This window comes from Micromonospora sp. NBC_00860, assembly GCF_045207375.1.
GTDB classification, from domain to species: domain Bacteria; phylum Actinomycetota; class Actinomycetes; order Mycobacteriales; family Micromonosporaceae; genus Micromonospora; species Micromonospora vinacea.
The window spans coordinates 4,204,069-4,227,719 of sequence record NZ_CP108825.1 but is presented as its reverse complement, the minus strand read 5'-3'; the positions used below and the strand labels follow the sequence as shown (position 1 = coordinate 4,227,719).

Sequence of the window (23,651 nt, the reverse complement as noted above, 5' to 3'; positions counted from 1 at the left end):
GTCCTCCCCCTTCCGCCGTCAGTCAGTGAAGATCGACTTCTTCTGGTTCTCGATGGACGAGGTGAGACCGTCGATGTCCTTGGGGTTCTTGATGAACTGCTGGAGCGCCGGGATCATCACCGTGGAGGCGAAGTCCGGCCGGGTGTCCCGGTCGAGGAACTGGGCGATCTCGGTGGCCGACCCGACCAGTTCGGCGGCCTTCTTCTGCAGCGCGGTGTAGCCGCCGACGTCCGCGCCACTGTTGGCGACCAGGACGGCCGGGTCGTTCTTGAGGTTGATGTCCGCGGCGGCCTTGCCACCGAAGTACTCCAGCAGCTTGCGCGCGCTGTCCTCGTTCTTGGGCTTGCGGGCCATCATGTAGCCGTCGATCGGGGCGTCCAGCGCCTTCGCGCCGATGGCCGGGTCGATCTCGGGGAAGGTGAAGAAGTCGAGGTCGTCCTGCTCGTCGTTGCTGAACTGCTGACCGACGAAGAGGCCCAGCAGGTACATGCCGCTCTTCTTCTGCTGCAACGACTGCGCGGCCTCCTGCCAGGTGCGGCCGAGGCTGTCCGGCTGGTGCAGGGGGAGCAGGCCGGCCCAGGTGTCGAAGACCTTCTTGACCTTGTCGGAGGTCCAGGCCTCCTTGCCGGCCATCAGGTCGACGTGGAACTGGTAGCCGTTGATGCGCAGGTTGAGGATGTCGAAGGTGCCCATCGCCGGCCAGCCGTCCTTGTCGGCGAAGGCGATGGGGGTGAGGCCGTCCTTCTTCATCTGCTCGCCGAGCGCGGTGAACTGGTCCAGGGTGGTGGGCACCTGGTAGCCGTGCTGCTGCCACACCGACTTGCGGTAGAAGACCGCCCACGGGTAATACGTCGCCGGCACGAAGTACTGCTTGCCGTCGTCGCCGGTGGATGCCTTCTTGAAGGCGTCGGAGTAGCCGGAGAGCTTGCCCCACACGTCACTGATGTCGCTGGCCAGGCCCTTCTGCGCGAAGAAGCGCATCCGGTAGCCGGCGAACCAGGTGAACACGTCGTCCGGCTTGCCCTGTAGGTAATTGTTGATGTTCTCCTGGAACGTGTTGTGGTCGACCGTATTGATCGCGACCTGCACGCCGGACGAGGTCTTGAAGCCGTCGGTGACCTTGACCAGGACGTCCTTCGGCTTCGGGTCGGACTGGTTCGAGCCGAGCGAAACGTCCTTGCTGGACCCGCCGGAGCCGGAGTCGTCGCCGCAGCCGGCGAGCAGTCCGGTGCCGAGCAGCGCGCCCGTGCCGGCCGCGCCGGCCAGCAACGATCGACGGTTGATGCCGGCGACTGAGGGCGGTACGAGCCGAGCCAGGTACTCGGCTTGGGATTGGGGACGGGACATCTGTGCCTCCTGCGGATGAGAAGGAGCTACGCCCAAGGGCCTCAGGGTGGTGAAGGCAGGTCCAGCGTCGTGATCACACATTGAGATCCACCGAGAATCCACATTGGCGAACACGAACGGCCATTGGGGCCTCAAGCTACCCTGCGGTCAGGCGCTGTCAAGAGGGCAGAACGCCTCTGATAACCCAGTCGTGACACGGCCGTTACCAGGTAAACGTTGGAAAGATCCTCGATGTTGGAACCTGTTGACTTCGGTACGCCAGCGGGTGCACCCTCAGCTGTCATGCGGCGATGGCAGGGTGACAGCATCTATTTCGGCGGCGACTACAACCCGGAGCAGTGGCCCGAGGAAACCTGGTCCGAGGACATCGACCTGATGCGCCAGGCCGGGGTCAACCTGGTCTCCGTCGGCATCTTCTCCTGGGCGCTGCTGGAGCCCACCCCGGGGCGGTTCGAGTTCGGCTGGCTGGACCGGGTACTGGACCTGCTGCACGACGGCGGCATCCAGGTCGACCTGGCCACCGCCACGGCCAGCCCGCCGCCGTGGTTGGCCCGCGCGCACCCGGAGACGCTGCCCCGCCGGGCCGACGGCGCGATCCTCTGGCCCGGTGGACGACAGGCGTACTGCCCCAGCTCACCGGTGTTCCGCGAACGGTCGCTGGAGCTGGTACGCGCTGTCGCCGGCCGGTACGCCGAGCACCCCGCCGTGGTGATGTGGCACGTCTCCAACGAACTCGGCTGCCACAACGCGCACTGCTACTGCGACGTCAGCGCCGAGGCGTTCCGCCGTTGGCTGCGGGAGCGCTACGGCGACCTGGACCGGCTCAACGACGCCTGGGGCACCGCGTTCTGGAGTCAGCGCTACGGCGACTGGGCCGAGATCAACCCACCCCGCACGGTGACGGCCTTCGCCAACCCCACGCAGCAGCTCGACTTCCTGCGCTTCTCCTCCGACGAACTGCGCGCCCAACTGCGCGCCGAACGTGAGGTCCTGAAGACGCTGGTCCGCCAGCCGATCACCACCAACTTCATGATCGGCATGGGCGTCAAGCACATGGACTACCAGTCCTGGGCCGACGATGTGGACCTGGTATCCAACGACCACTACCTGACCGCCGCCGACCCGCAGGCGCACCTCGGTCTGTCGCTCGCCGCCGACCACACCCGGGGCGTCGCCGGCCGCGACCCGTGGCTGCTGATGGAGCACTCCACCAGCGCCGTCCAATGGCAGCCGCGCAACGTGGCCAAGCTGCCCGGGCAACTGCGCCGTAACAGCCTCGCGCACGTCGCCCGCGGCGCCGACGGGGTGCTCTTCTTCCAGTGGCGTGCCTCCCGGGCCGGCGCGGAAAAGTTCCACTCCGCGCTGGTCCCGCACGCCGGGCCGGACACCAAGGTGTTCCGCGAGGTCTGCCAGCTCGGCGCGGACCTCAAGGCCCTCGCTGAGGTACGCGGCAGTCGGGTGGACGCCGACGTGGCGATCCTGTTCGACTGGGAGGCGTGGTGGGGTGTCGAGTTGGATTCGCACCCCAGCGTCGACGTCACCTACACCGACCGGCTCAAGGCCCTGTACGACTCGCTCTGGCGGGCCGGCGTGACGGCCGACATCGTCCACCCGTCGACCGACCTCAGCGGCTACCGGCTGGTCCTCGTGCCGACCCTCTACCTGGTCCGGGACGCCGACGTCGCCGCGCTGCACCGCTACGTCGAGGCCGGCGGCACGGCGGCGGTCACCTACTTCAGCGGCATGGTCGACGCCGACGACCACATCCGGCTCGGCGGCTACCCGGGCGCGTTCCGGGAGTTGCTCGGCGTCCGGACCGAGGAGTTCTTCCCGCTGCGCGAGGGCGAACAGGTCCACCTCGACGACGGCAGCACCGCCGACGTGTGGACCGAGTGGGTGCACCCCGACGGCGCCGAGGTGCTCGCCTCGTACACCGATGGGCCCTTGCCGGGCGTGCCGGCGCTGACCCGGCACCCGGTGGGCGACGGCGCCGCCTGGTACGTCGGCACCCGGCTGGACGAGCCGGCCACCGATCGGCTGGTGGCCCGGCTGCTCGCCGAGGCCGGCGTCCGCCCGGCGGCGTCGGCGCCGACCGGGGTGGAGGTGGTCCGCCGCCGCGACGGCGACCGGACCTGGCTTTTCGCGATCAACCACACCGACACCGAGGTACGCCTGCCGGCGCACGGCGTGGAGCTGTTGACCGGAGGACACTGCACCGGTGAGCTGGCAGTGCCGGCCGGTGAGGTGGCGGTGGTCCGTGAGGATCGGACCTGATTCTGAGGACAGTCACGGCGCGAAGGAGGTTCCCCCCATGCTCGCCCAGCAGCGGCAGACCGCCATCCTCGATCTGATCCGCCAACGCGGCGGGGTGCGGGTGAGTCACCTGGTCAGTCGGTTCGGCGTGTCCGACATGACGATCCGGCGTGACCTGGAGGTGTTGGCCGAGCGCGGCCTGGTCGACAAGGTGCACGGTGGCGCGACCCTCGCCGGGCCGGGCTCAGCCGAGGAACCCGGCTTCGCCGCGAAGTCGATCCGCCAGCAGGCGGAGAAACGGGCCATCGCCGAGCGGGCGGCGACGATGGTGGAGCCGGGGATGGCCATCGCGCTGTCCGCCGGCACCACCACCGCCGCGCTTGCCACGCTGCTCTCCGACGTACGCGGCCTGACCGTGGTGACAAACTCGATCCCGGTGGCCGACGCGCTCTACCAGAACCCGCGCGCCGACCAGACAGTCGTGTTGACCGGCGGCATCCGCACCCCCTCGGACGCGTTGACCGGGCCGGTGGCCGAGGCGGCGATCAGTGCGCTCAACGTCGACCTGCTGTTCCTCGGTGTGCACGGCCTCAGCCCACGGACCGGTTTCACCACACCCAACCTGCTGGAAGCCGGAGTCAACCGCTGCCTCATCGGCGCGGCCCGCCGGCTCGTGGTGCTCGCCGACCACACCAAGTGGGAGACGATCGGCATCGCCACCATCGCCCCGCTGGAGGCCGCCGACGTGCTCATCACCGACCGGGGGCTGCCGAGCGAGGCACGCACCACGATCGGCGAACAGGTCGGCGAACTGGTGATCGTGGAACCCGACTGACCATGCGTCCTCGTCGGACGACCCGCACGCCCACCCCTCCGGCGGTCAGGACTCGAACAAGGGAGCACGGCCATGATTGCGGTCAAGGTGCTACTCGCTGCGATCACCGTCGTGGCGCTGGCCCTCGTCGGGATGCTGAGTTGGGTGGCCGGCGTGTGGCCCGCCGACCAGACCCGGGCGACAGTCGATCACTGCTATGTGACCCACGATCGGCTGGAGGCCATGCACAGCCGGTGCGTCGGCAACTGGACCCGCAGCGGACGCGGGCAGCAGGGGCCGATCCACGGCGTCGACGTCCAGGAGTCCTGGAAGGTCATCAACGACGAGCCCAACAGTGCGTACGAGTGGGAGGTGGTCGTCCCGGCCTCGGCTCGACAGCCACGCGTACTCGCCGACACCCGGCAGGCATGGACGTTGTCGCCGCGTGCCCTGCCCTGGGGTCTGGTCCCCGCCAGCCTCGTGGCGCTGCTGGCCGCTCTCGCCTGGTTGATCACCGCGACGGTCAAGGCGTCGAGGTCGGCGCATGGCGTGCCGGCCGGCTCGAGCGCCACGCCCGCCTGACAGCACGCATGCCGTACGGGCTGCCGGACCTGGGCCCTAGTGGTCGTTGATTTCGCGCCCTGATGCGTGATCGACTCGGGTTCACGGAAGTCGGGGTGTCCAAGTCACCGGGACACCCGGGTTTTCAGGAACCCGTGTCGATCAAGCGCGACGCCGGCGCGCCGCGCACCGACGCCGACGCCGACGCCGCGGGCACGGGCGCTTCACAGCCACCTCACAGGGGTGCTGGATAGGGTGCCGTTCGAGTCAACGTCCGACTCCAGCCTGGAGCGGTCGGCGTCGCACAGGAGTTCCGATGGTCTTCAAGAAGATGTTGAGCGCGTTCGGTGTGGGCGGTCCCAGCGTGGACACCGTGCTGACCAACCCCAACACCCGGCCCGGCCTGACCCTCGACGGGCAGGTCAACCTCGTCGGTGGCGACGCTGAGGCAGCCATCGAGCAGGTGGTGATCGGCCTGGTCACCCGGGTCGAGGTCGAGGGACACGACACCGAGTACGCGGGCACGATGGAGTTCCACCGCATGGCGGTCAGTGGTCCGCTCCAGCTCGCCCCGAAGCAGCAGCTCTCGATCCCGTTCCAACTGCCGGTGCCGTGGGAGACCCCGATCACCGACGTGTACGGCCAGCGCCTGCACGGCATGACGATGGGTCTGCGCACCGAGCTGGCGATCGCCCGCGCGGTCGACAAGAGCGACCTGGACCAGGTGGCGGTGCACCCGCTGCCGGTGCACGAGCGGATCCTGGAGGCGTTCCAGCGGCTCGGTTTCCGGTTCAAGCACGCCGACCTGGAGCGTGGTCACATCCGGGGCGTGCAGCAGACGCTGCCGTTCTACCAGGAGATCGAGTTCTTCGCGTCGCCGCAGTACGCGAACTCGATCAACGAGGTGGAGCTGACCTTCGTGACCAGCCAGCGCGGTGTCGAGGTCATCCTGGAGTGTGACAAGCGCGGCGGGTTCCTCAGCGCCGGGCACGACGCGTTCGGTCGCTACCAGGTGGCGCACACCGACGCCGACCGGGTGGACTGGGCGCAGGTCGTCGACGGTTGGCTGCGCGAGACGACGTCCCGCTACGGCAGCCTCCGCTCGCAGTACGGCCCGAGCCACGGTCATGGTCGCGGGCACGGCATGGGCGGCATGGTGGCCGGGGCGGCGCTCGGCGTCGCGGGCGGCATGGTCGCCGGCGAGATGATCGAGGACGCGTTCGAGGGCGACTTCGGCGACTTCGGCGGCGACGAGTAACCGGTCCACAAACGACGACAGTGGCCTCCGGGATGCTCCCGGAGGCCACTGTTCTACGCGTGACGCGTCAGTGCTTGTTGCGTTCCCGGCCGGACCGGCGCGCGGAGCCAGCCTTCGACAGACCACGGCTGACCAGGTAACCACCGGTCAGAATGGTCAGGAACAGCCACGCCTGGTTCGGGTTGTTGATGTTCAGCCCGTTGGCGGTGGTGCCCTTCCAGAACGCGGCGATCACCACGAGCGCGACCGCGGCGGCATAGACCCAGAATTCCGTCGTCAGGAACGCCTGCTTGGTCTCCGTACCCGGCGACGGCATCGGGTCTCGATGCCCGTCCCGCATGGACGGCATCTGCTGGGTCGGCATGTCCCGCATCGACGCGGGATTCTGCGGATCGTTCATGGGCCGGTTCATCGGCCGGGTGGAAGCAGCCTGCGTGCTCATCTGGTCCTCCTCAGGATGCGATGAGTCGTACCTGCATTCCCTCGCCCCGCTACCGCGTGTCGGCCACGGCACGGTTCGCTTTCGTGGCGGGGACAACCCCCGACTACCCGAGGCCCCCGAGCAGGTAACACCGATCGCCGGCCGGAAAAATCCGGCCGGCGATCGGGTGGGAGACGGGTCAGCGCAGGCCGTTGCGGGTCGCCACGCTCACCAGAAGGTCCGGGTCGTCGGTGATGATGCCGTCGACGCCGAGGTCGATGACCCGCTGCATCACCGTCGCGTCGTCGACGGTGTACGGGATCACCTTCAGGTCGTACCGCGTCTGGAGGGTCCGAACGTCCGGTCCGTGGAAGTATGCCGGGTTCTCCCGCAGGTACCAGTCGGTCGAGGTGACAGTGCCCTGGTTCGGGTCGTGCACCTGCCAGTTGGCGGACACCGTGCCGGCGCCCGCGGCCCGGGTCAGCTTGCCGAGGTCCTGGTACTTCCACCAGTCCAGCCCACCGGTCCACGGGCTCTTCACCGACGGGTTGCCGTAGACCGCCTCCAGCGAGCACTCGTCGGCGAGGGTCGTGCACTCGGCCGGACCGTACTGCCAGACCAGGCCGACAGTGCCGATCCGCCGGTCGAGCTGCCGGGCGTACGTGATGGTGCGCCAGTCGAACGACTGGATGGTGGCCCGACTGGTGAAGCCGGCCCGCTGGATCGCGTCGACGAGCTTGCGGGTGAAGCTGCGGTACGGCTCGGTGTCGTTCACCACCGGGCTGATCTTCGTCTCGATGTTCATTCCGATGTCGGTGCGGCCACTCGCCTTCACCAGGGCGAAGACCTCGTCCAGGGTCGGGATCCGGGCACCGGGTGCGGGCACCTGGGCGGGCAGTTCGGGCAGCGTCTTCGTGCCGCAGTCGACGGTCTTGAGCTGCGCCAGGGTCAGCTCGTGCACCGGCTTGCCCACGTACGGGAACTTCCGGTCTCCGGGGCGCACCGGGGCGGTGTCGATGCAGTGCGAGCCGTTGACCGTGCGATCGTGCAGCACCACGAGCTTGCCGTCGGCTGTCACGTTGGTGTCCAGCTCCAGGGTGGAGATGGCCCGGTTGGCGAGCGCGTTCGCGAACGCCGGCAGGGTGTTCTCCGGCCGGGTGGCCCGACCACCCCGGTGCGCCTGGATGTCGAACGGCGCGGTGTACGCCTTCGGCAGCCGGTAACCGCGCTGCGCCAGCAGGCCACGCAACCGGTCCGGGTAGTCGGTGATGATGCCGTCCACGCCGTCGTCGATCAGCTTGGTCATGGTCGGCACGTCGTCGACAGTCCACGGGATCACCTTGATCCCGTAGCGGTGCGCCTGGGCGACCATTTCCTTCGTGACGTACGGCTTGTAGCCCGGGTCGGTGACCGTGCCGTTCTGCGGCATGCCGTGCACCGGCGAGAAGGCGCTGGCGCCGAAGCTGCGGATCGCCTTGATCGGGTCGCCGCCGAAGTCGTCGATGTCCAGCCCGCCCAGCCACGGCGAGGCACCCGGCTGACCGGTCTGGAGGAAGTCGTAGTTGGTCAGGGCGACAAGCGGCAGCTTCGGCTCGACCTGACGCATGCGCATCAGCGCGCCCCAGTCGAAGCTCTGGATGGTGACCTGCTTGAGCAGCCCGGCGGCGCGGATCTCGGCCGCGGTGACCCGGACGAACTGCTCGCGGGGGGCGGTCTCGGTCGGCGCGCCCGCCTCCACCTTGGTCTCGACGTTGAGCTTCACGTCCTTCGCCCGATACCGGTTGACCAGGGCGAAGACCTCACGCAGCAACGGCATCCGGGCACCCGGGACGGCGAGCTGGCCGGGCTTGTCCGACAGCGTCTTCGAGCCGCAGTCGAGCGAGCGCACCTGGGCCACGGTGAGCGTGTTGATGTACTTCCCGACGTACGGGAACTCCGGGTCGCCGGGCGTCACCGGGCTGGTGTCGACGCACTTGGCACCACTGATCTTGCGGTCGTGGGTGACGACGGCCTGGCCGTCCTCGGTGACCTGCACGTCCAGTTCGAGGGTGGTCACCCCGAGTTGGAGGGCGTTGCCGAAGGAGGCGAGGGTGTTCTCCACCCGCAGCCCGAGGCCACCCCGGTGGGCCTGCACGTCGAATGTCCGGTCCGGTCGCGGCTTCGCCTGGGCGGGCACCGCGAGCCCGGTCGTCACCGTCGCGGCCACCAGGGCCGCGACGGCGGTACGGCGTACTGTGCGCACGCTGTCATCCCCTCCTGCCGGCGGGCATCTCCCACCGGTCGCGGGACAGCATGGACATCTCGGACTGCGGGCAGGCGGCCAGCGGGCGGCGTCACGGTGAACCGCCGGGTACGACCTCCCGGTCACGCCGGGTTTGGCCGGCCGGTGGCCGGGCACGCAGTCAGTTCGACAGCTTCTGCGAGGTGATGGACGTGCGTGAGGACGACATGCGGCAGGACGCCGCCCGCGAGGCCGAGGATCGGATCGCCGGCGGCGTGTACGGCAAGGGCGCCCTCGACGAGGTGACGCTGCCCCGCACCGATGTGGAGAGCCAGATCCAGCGCGATGACCCGTTCGATCCGGCGAAGGAACGGATCGACCCACAGGTGTTGCGCGACGGTGGCCCCGTCGGCGGGCAGGGTGCGGTGACCACCACCGGTGGCACCGCCGGGCCGGCGAGCGTACGTCGGGTGGCCCGGCAGCCGGAGCGACACCCCGGCACTGTCGCACCGACCACGACCGGCGATGCCACCACCGGTGGCCTCAGCACCCCGATGGGCGGTGGCACCAGCGACCAGTCCACCTCCGCAACCGGCCCAGCAAAGTCCACAAGGGACAAATCCACCGACTAACCCACCCACCTGCCCCCTTGGCAGCGTGATCATGAGGTTGACGTGGCTGTGGAAGATCACAGTCCACGTCAACCTCATGATCGACTTAGCGGGTGGGGCGGAGGATGCCCAGGCGTTGGGTTGCGCGGGTCAGGGCTACGTACAGGTCGCTGCGTCCGCGGGGGGACTCGGCCACCATCCGGTCCGGGTCGACCACCAGCACCGAGTCGAACTCCAACCCCTTGGCCTGCGCGACGGTCAGCACCACCACCCGGCTCTCCAGCTCCGGATGCTCACCGACGGCGGCTTCGGGCAGGGCGGCGGTCACCGCCTCGCCCAACTCGCCCACCCGGCCGGCCGGCACGAGCACCCCGAGTCGACCCTCGGTCAACCCGGCCACCTCCCGGCTGGCCTCGGCGACCAACTCCGCCGCCAACCGCCCGTCGGGCACCGTCCGGTCCCACGGCGGTACGCCGCTCTCCCGCACCGAGCGCGGCGGCCGCAGCGCCGGGTCGATCTCGGCCAGTACGTCGGCGGCGACCGCCATGATCTCGGCAGGGGTGCGGTAGCTGACCGTCAACTCGGTGAGCCGCCACCGCTGCTCCACGTACGGGGCGAGGGCCTCCGCCCAGGACGGCGTGCCGCTGAGCGCACCGGTCTGTGCCACATCCCCGACGATCGTCATGGACCGACTCGGGCAGCGGCGCATCAGCAGCCGCCAGGCCATCGGCGACAGCTCCTGTGCCTCGTCCACGATGACGTGACCGAACGCCCAGGTGCGGTCGGCGGCGGCCCGCTGCGCCGTGGTCAGCCGGTCGGCCTCCTCCTGCCGTTCCAGCAGCCGATCCGCGTCGATCAGGTCGGTCACGCCCAGGATCTCACCGCCCTCGGCCTCGTCCTCGACGTCGATCGAGCGGGAACCCCGGGCGATCTCCAGCACGCCCTCGGCGTACTCCCGTTCCATCATCCGGATCCGGTCCCGCCGGGCGGCGGCGGCGCGTTCGTCCTCGCCGAGCAGTTCGGCGGCCTCGTCCAGCAGCGGGACGTCGGCCGGCGTCCAGCCGCCGCGCTCGCGGCGCAGCAGCGCCCGCTCGTCCTCGCTGAGCATCGGTGCGGCGGCGGCGATCCGGTCCGGGTCGGCGTACAGGTCGGCGAGCAGTCGCTGCGGGGTGAGCACCGGCCACAGCTGGTCGAGGGCGGCCTGGATCTCCGTCTCCTCGCGCAGCTCACGGCGAATCTCGGCCCGGTCGGCCTCGTCGAGGAGGTTGTCCCCGCCGAGCGGGTCGGCGCCGATGCGTTCGGCCACCTGCTCGGCGAGCGCGTGCACGATCTCCACGTCGAACAGCGCGCGGGCCAGGTTGTGCGGCCGGTCGGCGCGGCGGACCCGGTCCCGGGCGGCGCGCACGATCTCCGGGTCGAGGGTCAGCGTCTCCCGCTCGACCTCGATCTCCAGCGGCTCGTCCGGCACCCACTGCCGGTCCTGTACGGCCAGCGCCAACACCTCGGCCAGCACCCCCCGGCCCTTGAGCGCCGCGGTCTCGGCCGGCTCGGTCCGTTGGGCGCTCACCCCGGGAAAGAGATCACCCTGGGTACGCAGCAGCACGCCGGTCTCGGCCAGCGTCGGCAGCACCTGGGAGATGTAGCGCAGGAAGGTCGCGTTCGGGCCGACCAGCAGCACGCCGCGGCTGGAGAGTTCCCGGCGGTGCGTGTAGAGCAGGTACGCCGCCCGGTGCAGCGCGACAGCGGTCTTGCCGGTGCCGGGGCCGCCCTGGACCACCATGACGCCCGGGAGTTCCGCCCGGATGACCTCATCCTGTTCGGCCTGGATGGTCTCGACGATGTCGCGCATCCGGCCGGTACGGCCCGCGTTGAGCGCGGCGAGCAGCGACGCCTCACCGGTCAGCTCCTCGTGGCCGCCGGGGGAGGCGGTGTCGATGTCGAGCACCTCGTCGTTGAGCCCGGTGACCTTGCGCTGCCGGGTGCGGAGGTGCCGACGACGGCGTACGCCCTGGGGATTCGCGGCGGTGGCGAGGTAGAACGGGCGGGCGGCGGGGGCCCGCCAGTCCATCAGCAACGGGTCGTAGTCCCCACTGGTGTCGAAGATGCCGATCCGGCCGATGTAGCGGCGGGAGTCGTCGTCGCCGTCGAGACGGCCGAAGCAGAGCCCGTTCTCCACGGCGGAGAACTGTTCGACCTGATCGGCGTACATCGCTACCGAGCTGTCGCGCTGTGAGCGGTCCTGGAGGGTGCCGCCGGTGTTGTGCAGCTCGGCGGTGAGCCGGTGGGCGGCCTGCTCACGCAGCTCGTCCAGCCGGTTGTAGAGCATCGAGACGTACTCCTGCTCGCGACCGATCTCGTCGACGAGCGGCAATTCGCCGGAACCGCCGGAGTGCCTTGACAAGCCGTCTCCCTAAAGATTAGAATCCTTTGCAGGAACGGCTTTTAGCCGTTCTTTTTTGTGCCTTCGAACTGTTGAAGATAGCGCGTTCCGCCGGTTCTCACCAAGCCGGGCGGTCCGGCGCGCCGGTGATCGCGAGGTGGCGGCGGATGATCCTGCGAACCGGGCAACGGGTGGTCTTCATCGGGGACAGCATCACCGATTGTGGTCGACGCGACGTCGCCGCGCCCTACGGCAGCGGATATGTGAGCCTCGTGCGCGCCCTGGTCGACGCGCGGCACCCCGAGTTGGAGCTGGAGTGGGTCAACCGGGGTGTGGGCGGCGACACGGTGCGGGACCTGGCCGCCCGCTGGGACGACGATGCCATCGCCGAGCGCCCCGACTGGCTCGCGGTGATGATCGGCATCAACGACATCTGGCGGCACTACGGCGACCGGCCGGATGAGGCAGTCGGTATCGAGGAGTACGAGCGCACCCTGCGTGACCTGCTCCGTCGGGCGGTCGCCGCGACCGGCTGCCGACTGATCCTTGGTGACCCGTTCTTCATCGAGCCGGACCGGAGCGTCCCGCAACGCGCCGACACCGACCGGTACGCGGCGGTCGTGGCGGGGCTGGCCACCGAGTTCGACGCGGTGCACGTGGCCAACCAGGCGGCGTTCGACCGGGTGCTGGCGGTGAGTCCGGCGACGCGCTGGGCCGACGACCGGGTCCACCCGCACCTGCCCGGCCACGCGGTCCTCGCCGACGCGTACCTCACCGCCCTCGGTGTCTCCTGAGCTTGGCCTGACCACAGGGAAGCGCCGGGCCGACCGTCAGGTCGACCCGGCGCGATCAGCGCGGAGATCTCAGCCGCGGGCAGCCTGGTAGAGCCGCTCCGGAGTGACGGCTCCGGCGAGCACCCGGCCGTCATCGGTGAGCAGCACGCTGAACAGCTTGCTGGTGAGGAGCCGACCGCTGCCCCAGTCGCCACTGACCGCCGGCAGCCCGCCGAGCAGCTTCGACATGTCGACGTCCGGCGCGGAGCCGCCCGGTGCCGCAGCCGGCTTCGCGGGGGCCTTCCGGTCGGCGTTGGCGCCGTCGAGGCGGCCGACCAGCACTGTCGTCCAGCCGGTGCCTACGGCGCGCACCTGCGGGTCACCCTTCGGTTCGGCGTGGCCGGGCTTACCGGCGGCCGGCCGCTCGGCCTTCTCCTCGTCGACCGTCACACCGGGCGGCGGGTTGAAGGTGAACTGGTCGGCGTCCGGGCGGCGGTAGTCGACCTGGGTGAAGGCCACCTCGAACGCCGGCCGGTCGCTGCCCTTCGCGAGCACCTCGAAGCGCAGCGGCACGTGCTGCTTGGCGTCGATGGCGATCCGCAGCTGATGTACCAGAGAGTCACCGTCGCGCGGCTGGAGCACCAACTCGTATGCGTCCTGGCCGGCGACTGTCGCGGACCGGCCGACGCTGACCTCGGTGCTCGGGTCGATCGCGCCCAACGCCAGGTCGGCGGCCTGCTGCGGGGTGGCCGGCAGGCTCGCTGCCGGTTCGGGGGCCGGATTCCAGGCCCCGGCGTCGTCGCCCAGCGTGCGGTGGGTGGCGGTGTTGCCGCGGCTCTGCCAGGTCCACAGGTCCCGGCCGTTGCGGATGATGTCCTGCTCACCCAGGGTGTCCATCAGCGCGACCCGCTGCTTGTCCGGCCCGGAATACCAGACCCGCAGGGTGTGGGTGCCGGTCAGCAGGGTGGTCAGCTCGTTGCCGGGAATCAGCCCGACGAGGGGCGGCAGACCGAGATCGGCGCGTTGCACAACGGTCCCGGACAGCCCCTCCAGTCGGGATGTCTGCAGGTCGACCAGGAGCTGAGCGGCGGTTCGGGGCGGCAGGCTCGGCTCGGCCTCGGCGGCGAACGTGCCGATCGCCGCGCCTCCGCCGATGACGGCGACGGCCGCGGTGGCCGGGACCAGCCAACGAAGGACGGGACGGCTTCTCAGGACGGACATGGTGGCACCTCCTGGGGCCATCCTGCCCCCTCCGTGCTGTGAACGCGCTGAGGACACCGAACCGCGCCCTTTGACCCGGGTGGCACCCTTGACCTGTGCGCGTGCTGGTGGTGGAGGACGAGGCCCGGCTGGCGGCCGCCCTGCAACGCGGTCTGCAGGCGGAGGGGTTCGCGGTGGACGTGGCGGCGACCGGCCCTGCCGGCCTGGACGCTGCCCGGCACGGCGGGTACGACGCCATGATCCTCGACGTGATGCTGCCCGGCCTCTCCGGGTACGAGCTGGTCCGGCGCCTGCGCGCGGAGCAGCACTGGTTGCCGGTGCTGATGCTCTCGGCGAAGGACGGCGAGTACGACCAGGCCGACGGCCTCGACTGCGGCGCCGACGACTACCTGACCAAACCCTTCTCGTACGTGGTGCTGCTGGCCCGGCTGCGGGCGCTGCTACGTCGGGGCGCACCGGAGCGCCCGACCGTGCTGGCGGTCGGTGACCTGCGGCTGGACCCGGCCCGCCGACGGGTGACCCGGGCGGACGCCGAGGTGGTGCTGACCGCGCGGGAGTTCGCGCTGCTGGACTACCTGATGCGCCGGCCGGGCCAGGTGATCTCCAAGATCGAGTTGTTGGACCACGTCTGGGACGCGAGCCTGGAGACAGCGCCGAACGCCGTCGAGGTGTACGTCGGCTACCTGCGCCGCAAGCTCGGCCGGGACCGGCTGGAGACGGTCCGGGGCGCCGGCTACCGGCTGGCGACGTGACAGTCGACGGCTCGGCACCCACCCGTCGGCCCAGGCCGGGTCGGATGCCGGTGCTCGGGCTGCGCGGGCGGCTCCTGGCGATCGGTGTGGTCGGCCTCACCGTCGGGCTGGCCCTGGGCGGGGTGGTGCTGCTCGGCGCGCTCGGCTTCGTGCTTCAGCGCACTGTCGACACCGAGGCGTTCCGTACCGCCGACGCAGTCGCCCTGCTCGCCGCCGAGGACGCGCTGCCCGATCCGCTGCCGGTGGCCGGCGGGCAGGTCCGCGTGCAGGTGGTCGACGCGCAGGGGCGGATCCGCGCGGCCTCGATCGACGCCGACCGTCTGGTGCCGATGGTCCGTCCGGAGCGGCTGAACCGCGACGGTCGGCAGCGGCTGGAGGTGCCGGCCGAGCGGGTCGGGCTCAACGGCCCGGTCCGGGTGGTCGCCGTACCCGCCGGCACCGCGGCCGACCCGCTCACCGTGCTGGTCGCCCGCTCGATGGCCGACGTGCGGCACAGCACGCATGTGGTCCGGACCATCCTGCTGGTGGCGTTCCCGCTGCTGGTGGCGGTGTTGGCCGCGGTGGCTTGGCGGGTGGTGGGCGCGACCCTGCGGCCGGTGGAGGCGTTGCGTCGAGGCGCCGAGGAGATCACCGGGAGGGCCGGCACCGGCCGGCTGCCGGTGCCGGCGTCGGCCGACGAGATCCATCGCCTGGCGGTCACCCTCAACGGCATGCTGGGCCGGCTGGAGTCCGCCCGTGTCCGGCAGCGGGCCTTCGTCTCCGACGCCGCACACGAGCTGCGCAGCCCGTTGGCCAACATCCGGACGGAGCTGGAGGTGGCCCAGCGCCTCGCCGACCGGACGGACTGGACGGCGGTGACCGCCAACCTGCTCGCCGACACCGAGCGGCTGAGCCGCCTGGTCGACGATCTCCTGCTGCTGGCCCGGCTGGACGAGACCCCGCCAGCCCGGGGGACCGGCCCGGTGGAGCTGGGCGTGTTGCTCACCGAGGTGGCCGCCCGCTACCCGTCGCCGCCGGTGCGGGTGACGCTGCCAGCGGGCCCGCTCTGGACGATCGGCACCGTCGAGGAGTTGCGGCGCGTGCTGACCAACCTGGTCGACAACGCGGTACGGCACGCGCAGGGTGACGTCGTGCTCGCGGCCGAGGCGACGACGTCGACGACGGGGGTGGCGGGGACGACGACCGGGTCTGGCGTCGGGGCGTACCACCTGGTGACGGTGACCGACGACGGCCCGGGCGTCCCGGTGGCGGACCGGCAGCGGGTCTTCGACCGGTTCACCCGGCTGGATGACGGACGGGCCCGCGACGACGGGGGCGCCGGCCTGGGGCTGGCCATCGTCCGGGAGTTGGTCCGACGCGCGGGCGGCAGCATCACCCTGACCGACGCGCCGGGGCAGCAGGGGCTACGGGTGTGCCTGCTGCTGCCGGCGTTGCCGGCCGACGACGGCCAAAGGTCGACGGCGCGTGACGACGACCTGCCCCCACCCGCCCACCACTGACCCTTTGCTCTGCACCCGCGGAGGCGACAGCTACGTAACGTGATGCTCGCCGACGCGTGTCGAAGCGGCGGCCCCCGACGTTTCAGCTGCTCACCCGAGGTGGTGCATATAGGTAAGCAGAGCAAAGGCTGCGCGACAGTGCTGTTGGGTGCGTCGGATGCCACGGTGGGTCACGGCGGGTTCGCCACCGAGCGAGCCCACGCTGAGTGAGGTCTGCGGGGCGCAGCCGGCGGGGCAGTGGCTGGCAGGTCAGCGGCGGCGGGTGCAGACCTGCTTGGAACGGGCCACGGTGTCGGTGGACCAGGCGACAGCGACGGTGAAGCAGAAGTCGTTGGTGCGGTTGAGCGCGTAGATGACGAAGCTGGTGGTGCCGGCGGGCAGCGTCGCGAAGATGTTGTGGGTCTGGCCGGTGCGGCCGCCCGCGATGACCACCGGGCCCTCGCTGCCGGCCGGGTAGGTCCAGTTCAGCGCGATGCTGTCCCGGTTGTCGCGCAGGGTCACCGCGCTGGGTGGGGTGCCGGGCGGTGCCGCGGCGGCAGCGGACGTGGGTGCCGTGCCGCCCGGGCCGGGGGCAGTGCTGGCCGACGCGCCGGCGGTGGGGGAGGCGCTGGCTGGCGGCGGGGTCGGCTCGTCGTCGCCGTCGACCCGGGCCACCCCGGCGATCACCGCCGCCGCGCCGAGGAGCACCACGACCACGCCGGCCACCAGCACCGGCACCAGCCGGTTGCGCTCCTCCGGCGGCGCGCGGTGCACGGGCACCGGCAGCAGTCGCGACGGCGTGTACGGCTCGACCTGCCCGTAGGGGTCCGCCCGCGGGTACGGGTCGGACGGCGCGTACGGGTCGGGCGACGGGTACGGGTCGGTGGGGGCGGCGGGTCGGTGCAGCCGGTACACCCCGGGTTGCTCCTCCGTGCCGCCGGCCAGCCCGGCCACCGACGGGGGCACCGGAGGGTCGGTGGGGCGGGGCGAGGGCTCGTCCACCGGTTCGGTCGACCATCTGCCGCCCGTCGATCCGACCGCTTCGTCGGAGGGCAGCCGGGGGTTCGGAACCGCCCCGGCGTGGTGGGCCGTGGCAGCCGGCGGGTGGTAGCCGGATTCGGCCGGCCCGTCGCCGTGCGGTGGGACGCGGGCGGCCGGCACGACAGGCGTGTCCCGGGCCGTAGGCGGGTTGTCGTCGCAGGCGTGGTCGGGATTCGCCGCCGCCCGGGCGAGGGCCGCCACCTGGGTGGCCAGCGGGTCGTCGGCGGGCAGGTGTTGCCGGCACAGCTCACGGGCGAGCGCCAGATTGTCGTGTGCCTCGGCGAACTGACCGCAGTCGCGCTGCATCGCCCCGAGCCGCGCCAGCATCTTGATGCCGCTGGGGTGCCCGTCGCCGTACACCTCGCGGTGCAGCTCCCAGGCGTCCTGGAGGCGGTCGCGGGCCACCGTGCACTGGCCGCGCGCGTACTCGACGGTGGCCAGGTCGGCGTGCGCGGCGAGCACCCGCAGCGACTCCGGGCCGTCCTGTGCGGTCAGCTCGATGATGACTTCCTGGTAGAGCCGCGCCGCCCGCGAGTGGCTGCCGACCCGGTGCAGCACCGCGGCCAGGGTCGCCGCGGCGGCCACCGTGCGCGGGTCGGCGCGGCCGTGCAGGCGGGTGGTGGCCGCGTACGCGAAGGCGGCCCACCCTCGGGCCGAGTGCGGCTCACCGAGGGCGATCAGCACCCGCGCCTGGAGGCTGGCCGCCTCGGCCAGTTCGGGGGTGGCGTTGGCCGGGCTGGGGTCGGCGTCGGTGAGCGCGTCGGACAGCAGTTGCTGTGCGCCGGCCAGATCGCCGGAGGACACGAGGTGGTGCGCCTGATCAGTCAGTTCACCGAAGCCGGAAGACACGCCCCATCGTGCTCATCCGACGACGGTAAGTACAAGACCCGCGCCGGTGTCGATTGGTCAGGATCCGGTCAGGTGCTCGGCCAGGGTCTCGCTGATTCGGCGCAGCTGGTCGACCTGGGCGGGGCTCAACGCGTCGAACAGGTGTCGGCGTACCCCCTCGACGTGGCCGGGTGCGGCGGCCGCGAGGGTGGCGAAACCCTCGTCGGTGAGCAGCGCGATCTGCCCGCGCCGGTCGGTGGGGCAGTCCTCGCGGCGCACCCAGCCGGCGGCCTCCAGTCGGGCCACTGCGTGCGAGAGCCGGCTGCGGGACGACCCCGCCGCCTGGGCCAGCTGGCTCATGCGCAGTTGGCGGTCGGGGGCCTCGGAGAGCTGGACCAGGATCTCGTAGTACGCGTGCGGCATGCCCGCGTCGCGTTGCAGCTCGCGGTCGAGAGTGTCCATCAGCACCCGGGAGGCGGTCAGGTACGCGCGCCACGTGCGCTGCTCGTCGGGGTCCAACCAGCGGGTCATGACCGCCATCATACAACCGATGGTTGAATGTTCAACTAAACCGCGTTAGTCTCGGGTCATGGGTATCCACCGGCTCAACCACGCGGTCCTCTACGTCAGTGACCTCGCCCGCAGCGTCGCGTTCTACAGCGACGTGCTGGGCTTCCGCCCGGTGGCGATGACCCCGGACGGCTTCCGGGGCGCCACCTTCCTCCAGGCCCCCGACTCCACCAACGACCACGACCTCGGCCTCTTCGAGGTCGGCGCGGGCGCCGGGCGGTCCACCGCCGGCCGGTCCACCGTCGGCCTCTACCACCTCGCCTGGGAGGTGGACACGCTCGACGAGCTGGCCGCCACCGCCGAGCGGCTCGTCGCGGCCGGCGCTCTGGTCGGCACCTCCGACCACGGCACGACCAAGAGCCTCTACGGCAAGGACCCGGACGGTCTGGAGTTCGAGGTGGTCTGGCTGATCCCGGCCGACCTGCTCGACGACACCGCCCTGGCCGCCCGCAAGCAGATCGGTCGGCTCGACCTGGACGCCGAGCGGCAGCGCTACGGCGGTCAGACCCGGGGCGGGGTGGGGATCTCCGTCCCGGCCTGACCGCCCGTACGGTAGAACGGACCGATGCCGACCGACCGGACCACCGAATTCCTCCGCGAGCTGCTGGTCCGCCAGTTGACGACCTGGCTGCCCGCAGCCCTGCACCGCTCCCGCCGGGCCACAGTCGCCCTCGCGGGCGCCGACGCGGGCAGCGCGGAGGCCGCGCTACGCCTGGTCGCCACGCACGGCGACCAGGTGCGCGGCCGGCAGGTGACGGTGCTGGTGCTGGCCGACGCCGCCGCCGACCTGCCGGCCCGACTCGGCCCGATCGAGGCGGAGCTGCCCGCCGAGGTCACAGTGCACCTGCTGCCCGGCGACGCGTACCGGCTGCCGGTCGCGGTGAAGGCCGCCGGGGCGGCCGGCGCGCCGCTGTTCTCCTTCGTGGACCTGCCCGGCGCGGTGACACCGAAGCTGCTCACCGCCGCGACCAACGGCCGGACCGGTGAGCTGCTGCTGCACACCGCCGACAGTGCCCGAGACGTGCTCGTCTCCGCAGGCTTCCCCCTGGTCGCCGAGGTGGCGCCGGTGCTGCCCGGCGGCGAGGCCGCCGGTGTTGTCGCGTTCGGCAGCCGCTCCGACCGGAGTCTCGAGGCGGTCCGCGACGCGCTCTGGGCGGTCGGCGCGGACCTCGACCTGCGCTACCGCGACCCGCTGGACCCGACCGGCACGACTGTCGACGTGGTCGGCGATCCCGATCTCGAACCGCTGGCCCGCGAGCTGTTGGCCGAGTTGGGTGCGGGCGGTTCACGGCCGGTCACCGAGCTGCGCCGGCACACCCTCACCGCGACCGTCTACCGGGCCGCCGACGCCAACCAGGCCCTCGTAGACCTGCTCGACGCGGGTGACGTGCGGCGGGAACGCGAGTCCGGGAGGCTGGCCGGCGACGAGATCATCTCCCTGGCGCGCTGAGCGCCTCACCCCACAGACGCCGAGCGGGGTGCCGGTGGATCACCGGCACCCCGCTCGACTCCCGGGATGATTACGACCGGGACTTGTCCTGCTTCCAGGACAGCGGACCCGGCAGGTCGACCCGGTGCGCCCGGGCCTTGGAGTTCCAGGACCAGCGACCGATCTTGATGCTCCACGAGGAGAAGCCGTTCTCGGTGAAGTTCAGGATGATCGGACCGTACTTCTTGCGCTTGCGAAACATGAGGCCCATCGGAGGTCTCCCCTCGTCACCGTTCCCTGCCGTGTCGAGATCGAACATGCCCGAACCGACAACTTTTGAAACCCTCTCGCTGTCCGTCCTGGACGGTGACCACCGGACGCCCAACCTCTACTAACCAGATAGGTCTTGCGGCTGCCATTGTGGACAGATCAGAGACTGGGTCAGCGGGGTTCCCACGCGTCGGGCAGCGCGGTGAGCTTGCGAACGTGCGCGGGCAGTCGACCGCTGACGATCTCGGCGAGGCTCACCTCGTCGACGACCCGCCGCACGGCGGCGCGCACCGCCACCCACAGGCCGGGCAGGTTCTCCGCCGAGCCCTCGTACCGGGTCTCCTCGGGGCGCAGCCCGCGTACCCCGGCCAGTGGGCCCTCGACGGCGCGCAGCACCGCGCCGACTGTCACCTCGCGTGGCGGGCGGGCCAGCGTGTAGCCGCCCTCGGCGCCGCGTTGGGCGCGGACGATGCCGGCCCGGCGCAGATCCGCCAGGACCGCCTCCAGGAACTTGCGGGGCATGTCCTGCTCCGCGGCGATGGCCTGGGTGGACAGCAACGAGGGGTACGCGGTGGCGAGGCTCAACGCCGCCCGTACCGCGTAGTCGCCGCGCGCGGAGATCTGCACAGTGCCATCATGCCCGGCCGGCGCCGCCCGGCCCGCCGGTGGGCGGCCCGGACCTCGTGGCGTACCCGCCGTTCGCGGATTCGCCGGGGGTGCCGGGGCGGAACCGGCCGCCGTTGACGCCCGTCGGCTCGGACGGCGGTCGAGGTCGGACCACCCGGCCGGCCGCAGGCTGGTCCCGTGCGGCCCGGAACGCGCCGGGGCTGAGCCCGACCTCTCGGGTGAAGAAGCGGCCGAAGTTCGTGGGTTCGGAGAAGCCGAGCCGCCGGCCGATCTGGGCGATCGGCTGATCCGTCGCGGCGAGGAACCGGCTGGCCTGCAACGCGACCCGCTCGTCGATGACCTGTTTGGCGCTGCGACCGGTGACGGCCAGGCAGGCCCGGGTCAGGGTCCGCACCGAGCAGCCGAGCTCGGCAGCGTAGTCCTCCACCCGCCGGGTGTGCGGGTAGCCGTGCTCCACCTCGCGGCGGAACCGGTGGAACGTCTCGTCCTCGGGCCGGGACGGCGACCGGTCGTCGTGGGCCACGGCAAGCCGCAGCAGCAGCACGGCCAGTTGATGCCGGAGCAGCGCGCGGGCGGTGGGGCCGTCGGGGTGCCGCCGGCAGTCCACCGCCAACTGGCTCACCTCGCTGATCACCGCGTCCTCGTCCTCCCCGGCCAACTGCCGCCAGGTCGCGGTAGTGGCCAGGTCGACGTCGAAGTCGCGCAGTGCCTCGGGATCCCAGGCGACCACGGTGGCGTCGAACTGGGGGCCGGCGCAGCGCAGCACCTGGCCGGGGCGGACCCGCAGCAGTGTGCCGGGGCGACACGGCAGCAGATGAAAGTCGAGTTCCGCGTCGCCGTGCCCACGCGTGGTGAGAATCAACAGCTCCCGCTCGACGATCACCGGCCGACGCCAGCCCGGGGCACCGGCAAGATCGGCCAGCGCGAACGTGGCTATCTCGTCGGTGACGGGAGACGCCGTTCCGATCGATGGCACGGGGGAGGGATCGGTGGAGACCATCGCCTGCGACGGTAGCCCGAACCGCAGGTCACCGCATCCCGATCGACGTTCGTAGCGGAATCCGCGGCACGCCACGGGCTTGTCCCGGTCCCGGCAGCCGGGCTACGTTACCCGGCGGTAGCGCCGTCGGTCCGCGGTCCAACCGGCATCCGCCGGCCACCCGACCGACCGACGGCCCCCGCCGACTCGCGATGGGATGGGCATGACGCAGCTGTTCTCGGTCGAAGGTAAGACGGTCCTGGTCACCGGCGGGTCGCGGGGGATCGGGCTGATGATCGCCCAGGGCTTCGTCCGGGCCGGCGCACACGTGATCATCTCGTCGCGCAAGGCGGACGTCTGCGAGGCGGTCGCCACGACCCTCTCCGCCGAGGGCCGCTGCGAGGCCATCCCCGCCGACCTCGGCGACAACGCCGGCGCCGAGACGCTGGCCGCCGCCGTACGCGAACGCTTCGGCCGCCTCGACGTGCTGGTCAACAACGCCGGCGCGACCTGGGGCGCACCGCTGGAGGACTACCCCGAGGCCGCGTTCGACAAGCTCTGGGCGGTCAACGTCAAGGCCGTCTTCCGGCTCACCACCGCGCTGCTGCCGGCGCTGCGCGCCGCCGCCAGCGCCGACGACCCGGCCCGCGTGATCAACATCGGGTCGATCGACGGCATCCGGGTGCCGATGATGGAGGTGTACGCGTACTCGGCCACCAAGGCGGCCGTGCACATGCTCACCCGCAGCCTCGCCCACCAACTCGCCGGTGAGCAGGTCACCGTCAACGCGATCGCGCCCGGCCCGTTCGAGAGCAAGATGATGGCGTTCGCGCTCGACGACCCGGCGAGCCGGGCCGCCATCGAGCAGCAGGTGCCGCTGGGCCGCATCGGACGCCCCGAGGACATGGCCGGCACTGCCATCTACCTCTCGTCGCGCGCCGGCGCATACCTCACCGGCGCTGTCATTCCCGTCGACGGCGGCATCACCACGCACGGCTGAGCACCGGCCGACCCGGGGCGCGCTGTCCGCGTATCCCCTGGGTGTGTGCCGGGGCCGCGCGGACTCGGCAGATCCGCGCGGCCCCGGTGTGGCCGGTGTTACCCGTTCGGGCGGTCAGCGACCGGCGAGCAGCCGGTTCACCGCCGTGTCGACGTCCAGGTGCTCGGCCTCACGGCCGCGCGGGACGACGACGTAGGTCCGTCGAAGGAAACGCACCAGGACGCTGCGCGGCACCTCGAAGAGGGCGTTGCCGTCCGGTGACGAGAGGGCCAGCGCGACGAAGTCGCCGCGCGGTGTGGCCCAGGGCCAGACCCGAACGTCCCCGATGCCGGCCGGCTCGTCCAGGCCGGTGACCAGAAGTTCGCGAGCGAACGACCAACTCACCGCCTCGCCCCCTGCCGATTCGGCATGGAACAGGACATGGACCGCATACGGGTCAGCAGGGTCGTAACGCAGACTGGCACGCACCGGCAAGGCGGTGGCGTCAGGTGCGACGAGCCTTAGCGACGTCTCGACCTCTACGGTCGTCGGTCGGATGACACTCATGGACGTTCTCCCCCCGGCACCGCTGCGGAACGCGCGTGTCCCGCTTTTCCCATACTCAGGTGCTACTCCTGGCTACGCTCCGCCATACGCTGACTTCACCCAGTGGTGGGAAGGGGGACGGAAAGGCCGCGTGAATGTGAGCATTCATGTAGGATTTCCGGTTCTGCCCAGTGCGTGATCCCGCCCGGTATCGGGTGGCTCAGTCGTCGACTTACTCCGGTAACGTCCAGTCGGCCGTTGCAGTGACGGGCCCGAGCGACACTGGGGGGTG

Annotated in this window: 22 protein-coding genes; 11 read left to right on the top strand and 11 right to left on the bottom strand. The window is 71.2% G+C overall.

From position 1 onward, the window contains the following. Positions 1-18: 18 nt before the first annotated feature. Complete coding sequence (locus tag OH804_RS19340) at positions 19-1,347, bottom strand: ABC transporter substrate-binding protein (protein WP_406058621.1); 1,329 nt, start codon at positions 1,345-1,347, stop codon at positions 19-21. Between the two features lie 282 nt (positions 1,348-1,629). On the opposite strand from OH804_RS19340, the gene OH804_RS19335 reads away from it, so the two are divergent. From OH804_RS19335 to OH804_RS19320, 4 genes are all read left to right on the top strand, one after another. Next, the gene (locus tag OH804_RS19335; RefSeq protein WP_406058619.1) at positions 1,630-3,621 is read left to right on the top strand and encodes a beta-galactosidase; all 1,992 of its coding nucleotides are present in this window, start codon (positions 1,630-1,632) and stop codon (positions 3,619-3,621) included. Positions 3,622-3,658: 37 nt separating this feature from the next. Then, positions 3,659-4,435: a DeoR/GlpR family DNA-binding transcription regulator gene (locus OH804_RS19330; RefSeq protein ID WP_196921820.1), complete on the top strand. Its 777-nt coding sequence runs from the start codon at positions 3,659-3,661 to the stop codon at positions 4,433-4,435. Positions 4,436-4,507: 72 nt separating this feature from the next. Next, positions 4,508-4,996 (top strand): hypothetical protein, encoded by a 489-nt coding sequence (locus tag OH804_RS19325; protein ID WP_406058617.1) that lies wholly within the window; start codon positions 4,508-4,510, stop codon positions 4,994-4,996. A gap of 295 nt (positions 4,997-5,291) precedes the next feature. Further along, positions 5,292-6,233: a sporulation protein gene (locus tag OH804_RS19320; RefSeq protein ID WP_406058615.1), complete on the top strand. Its 942-nt coding sequence runs from the start codon at positions 5,292-5,294 to the stop codon at positions 6,231-6,233. Positions 6,234-6,300: 67 nt separating this feature from the next. Here OH804_RS19320 and OH804_RS19315 read toward each other — a convergent pair whose 3' ends face one another. Then, complete coding sequence (locus OH804_RS19315; RefSeq protein WP_231392564.1) at positions 6,301-6,675, bottom strand: hypothetical protein; 375 nt, start codon at positions 6,673-6,675, stop codon at positions 6,301-6,303. 178 nt (positions 6,676-6,853) lie between these two features. Further along, positions 6,854-8,896: a glycerophosphodiester phosphodiesterase family protein gene (locus OH804_RS19310; RefSeq protein ID WP_406058613.1), complete on the bottom strand. Its 2,043-nt coding sequence runs from the start codon at positions 8,894-8,896 to the stop codon at positions 6,854-6,856. 191 nt (positions 8,897-9,087) lie between these two features. Between OH804_RS19310 and OH804_RS19305 the strand changes: the two genes are divergently transcribed. Continuing rightward, positions 9,088-9,507 (top strand): hypothetical protein, encoded by a 420-nt coding sequence (locus OH804_RS19305; protein WP_196921823.1) that lies wholly within the window; start codon positions 9,088-9,090, stop codon positions 9,505-9,507. An 85-nt stretch (positions 9,508-9,592) separates the two neighbouring features. On the opposite strand, the gene OH804_RS19300 is transcribed toward OH804_RS19305, so the two are convergent. Further along, the gene (locus OH804_RS19300; protein WP_406058611.1) at positions 9,593-11,887 is read right to left on the bottom strand and encodes a HelD family protein; all 2,295 of its coding nucleotides are present in this window, start codon (positions 11,885-11,887) and stop codon (positions 9,593-9,595) included. Positions 11,888-12,033: 146 nt separating this feature from the next. Between OH804_RS19300 and OH804_RS19295 the strand changes: the two genes are divergently transcribed. Beyond that, complete coding sequence (locus OH804_RS19295; RefSeq protein WP_406058609.1) at positions 12,034-12,660, top strand: SGNH/GDSL hydrolase family protein; 627 nt, start codon at positions 12,034-12,036, stop codon at positions 12,658-12,660. Positions 12,661-12,729: 69 nt separating this feature from the next. On the opposite strand, the gene OH804_RS19290 is transcribed toward OH804_RS19295, so the two are convergent. Then, a complete protein-coding gene (locus OH804_RS19290; protein ID WP_406058607.1) occupies positions 12,730-13,860 on the bottom strand; it encodes a LolA family protein in 1,131 nt (376 codons plus the stop codon). Positions 13,861-13,955: 95 nt separating this feature from the next. Between OH804_RS19290 and OH804_RS19285 the strand changes: the two genes are divergently transcribed. Then, on the top strand, positions 13,956-14,612 hold the full coding sequence (locus tag OH804_RS19285; protein ID WP_196921827.1) for a response regulator transcription factor: 657 nt from the start codon (positions 13,956-13,958) through the stop codon (positions 14,610-14,612). A gap of 74 nt (positions 14,613-14,686) precedes the next feature. Then, positions 14,687-16,111: a sensor histidine kinase gene (locus OH804_RS19280; protein ID WP_406066588.1), complete on the top strand. Its 1,425-nt coding sequence runs from the start codon at positions 14,687-14,689 to the stop codon at positions 16,109-16,111. Positions 16,112-16,360: 249 nt separating this feature from the next. On the opposite strand, the gene OH804_RS19275 is transcribed toward OH804_RS19280, so the two are convergent. Together OH804_RS19275 and OH804_RS19270 are read right to left on the bottom strand one after the other, a co-directional pair. Continuing rightward, positions 16,361-17,980 carry a tetratricopeptide repeat protein gene (locus OH804_RS19275; RefSeq protein WP_406058605.1) on the bottom strand — a complete coding sequence of 540 codons (1,620 nt, stop codon included), beginning with the start codon at positions 17,978-17,980 and terminating at the stop codon, positions 16,361-16,363. A 57-nt stretch (positions 17,981-18,037) separates the two neighbouring features. Then, positions 18,038-18,499: a MarR family winged helix-turn-helix transcriptional regulator gene (locus OH804_RS19270; RefSeq protein WP_196924842.1), complete on the bottom strand. Its 462-nt coding sequence runs from the start codon at positions 18,497-18,499 to the stop codon at positions 18,038-18,040. A gap of 49 nt (positions 18,500-18,548) precedes the next feature. Here OH804_RS19270 and OH804_RS19265 point away from each other — a divergent pair, with 49 nt between their 5' ends. Further along, entirely contained in the window at positions 18,549-19,070 is a 522-nt protein-coding gene (locus OH804_RS19265; RefSeq protein WP_196921829.1) for a VOC family protein, read from the top strand. 24 nt (positions 19,071-19,094) lie between these two features. Next, a complete protein-coding gene (locus tag OH804_RS19260; RefSeq protein ID WP_406058603.1) occupies positions 19,095-19,979 on the top strand; it encodes a hypothetical protein in 885 nt (294 codons plus the stop codon). Positions 19,980-20,049: 70 nt separating this feature from the next. Here OH804_RS19260 and OH804_RS19255 read toward each other — a convergent pair whose 3' ends face one another. From OH804_RS19255 to OH804_RS19245, 3 genes are all read right to left on the bottom strand, one after another. After that, positions 20,050-20,229: a DUF4236 domain-containing protein gene (locus OH804_RS19255; RefSeq protein ID WP_030333600.1), complete on the bottom strand. Its 180-nt coding sequence runs from the start codon at positions 20,227-20,229 to the stop codon at positions 20,050-20,052. Between the two features lie 170 nt (positions 20,230-20,399). Next, positions 20,400-20,855: an Rrf2 family transcriptional regulator gene (locus tag OH804_RS19250; protein WP_030333674.1), complete on the bottom strand. Its 456-nt coding sequence runs from the start codon at positions 20,853-20,855 to the stop codon at positions 20,400-20,402. Positions 20,856-20,862: 7 nt separating this feature from the next. After that, complete coding sequence (locus OH804_RS19245) at positions 20,863-21,855, bottom strand: helix-turn-helix transcriptional regulator (protein WP_406058600.1); 993 nt, start codon at positions 21,853-21,855, stop codon at positions 20,863-20,865. 202 nt (positions 21,856-22,057) lie between these two features. Here OH804_RS19245 and OH804_RS19240 point away from each other — a divergent pair, with 202 nt between their 5' ends. Then, on the top strand, positions 22,058-22,834 hold the full coding sequence (locus OH804_RS19240) for a glucose 1-dehydrogenase (protein ID WP_406058598.1): 777 nt from the start codon (positions 22,058-22,060) through the stop codon (positions 22,832-22,834). 114 nt (positions 22,835-22,948) lie between these two features. Here the strand turns inward: OH804_RS19240 and OH804_RS19235 are convergent, their stop codons facing one another. Further along, positions 22,949-23,380 (bottom strand): SsgA family sporulation/cell division regulator, encoded by a 432-nt coding sequence (locus tag OH804_RS19235; RefSeq protein ID WP_007457244.1) that lies wholly within the window; start codon positions 23,378-23,380, stop codon positions 22,949-22,951. Positions 23,381-23,651: the final 271 nt, after the last annotated feature.

Coding starts and splice junctions, on each gene's coding strand:
- OH804_RS19290 (WP_406058607.1), bottom strand. CDS start 13,860: ATGTCCGTCCTGAGAAGCCGTCCCGTCCTTCGTTGGCTGGTCCCGGCC.
- OH804_RS19240 (WP_406058598.1), top strand. CDS start 22,058: ATGACGCAGCTGTTCTCGGTCGAAGGTAAGACGGTCCTGGTCACCGGC.
- OH804_RS19340 (WP_406058621.1), bottom strand. CDS start 1,347: ATGTCCCGTCCCCAATCCCAAGCCGAGTACCTGGCTCGGCTCGTACCG.
- OH804_RS19265 (WP_196921829.1), top strand. CDS start 18,549: ATGGGTATCCACCGGCTCAACCACGCGGTCCTCTACGTCAGTGACCTC.
- OH804_RS19315 (WP_231392564.1), bottom strand. CDS start 6,675: ATGAGCACGCAGGCTGCTTCCACCCGGCCGATGAACCGGCCCATGAAC.
- OH804_RS19255 (WP_030333600.1), bottom strand. CDS start 20,229: ATGGGCCTCATGTTTCGCAAGCGCAAGAAGTACGGTCCGATCATCCTG.
- OH804_RS19260 (WP_406058603.1), top strand. CDS start 19,095: ATGCCGACCGACCGGACCACCGAATTCCTCCGCGAGCTGCTGGTCCGC.
- OH804_RS19325 (WP_406058617.1), top strand. CDS start 4,508: ATGATTGCGGTCAAGGTGCTACTCGCTGCGATCACCGTCGTGGCGCTG.
- OH804_RS19295 (WP_406058609.1), top strand. CDS start 12,034: ATGATCCTGCGAACCGGGCAACGGGTGGTCTTCATCGGGGACAGCATC.
- OH804_RS19335 (WP_406058619.1), top strand. CDS start 1,630: ATGCGGCGATGGCAGGGTGACAGCATCTATTTCGGCGGCGACTACAAC.
- OH804_RS19270 (WP_196924842.1), bottom strand. CDS start 18,499: ATGGCGGTCATGACCCGCTGGTTGGACCCCGACGAGCAGCGCACGTGG.
- OH804_RS19235 (WP_007457244.1), bottom strand. CDS start 23,380: ATGAGTGTCATCCGACCGACGACCGTAGAGGTCGAGACGTCGCTAAGG.
- OH804_RS19330 (WP_196921820.1), top strand. CDS start 3,659: ATGCTCGCCCAGCAGCGGCAGACCGCCATCCTCGATCTGATCCGCCAA.
- OH804_RS19245 (WP_406058600.1), bottom strand. CDS start 21,855: ATGGTCTCCACCGATCCCTCCCCCGTGCCATCGATCGGAACGGCGTCT.
- OH804_RS19320 (WP_406058615.1), top strand. CDS start 5,292: ATGGTCTTCAAGAAGATGTTGAGCGCGTTCGGTGTGGGCGGTCCCAGC.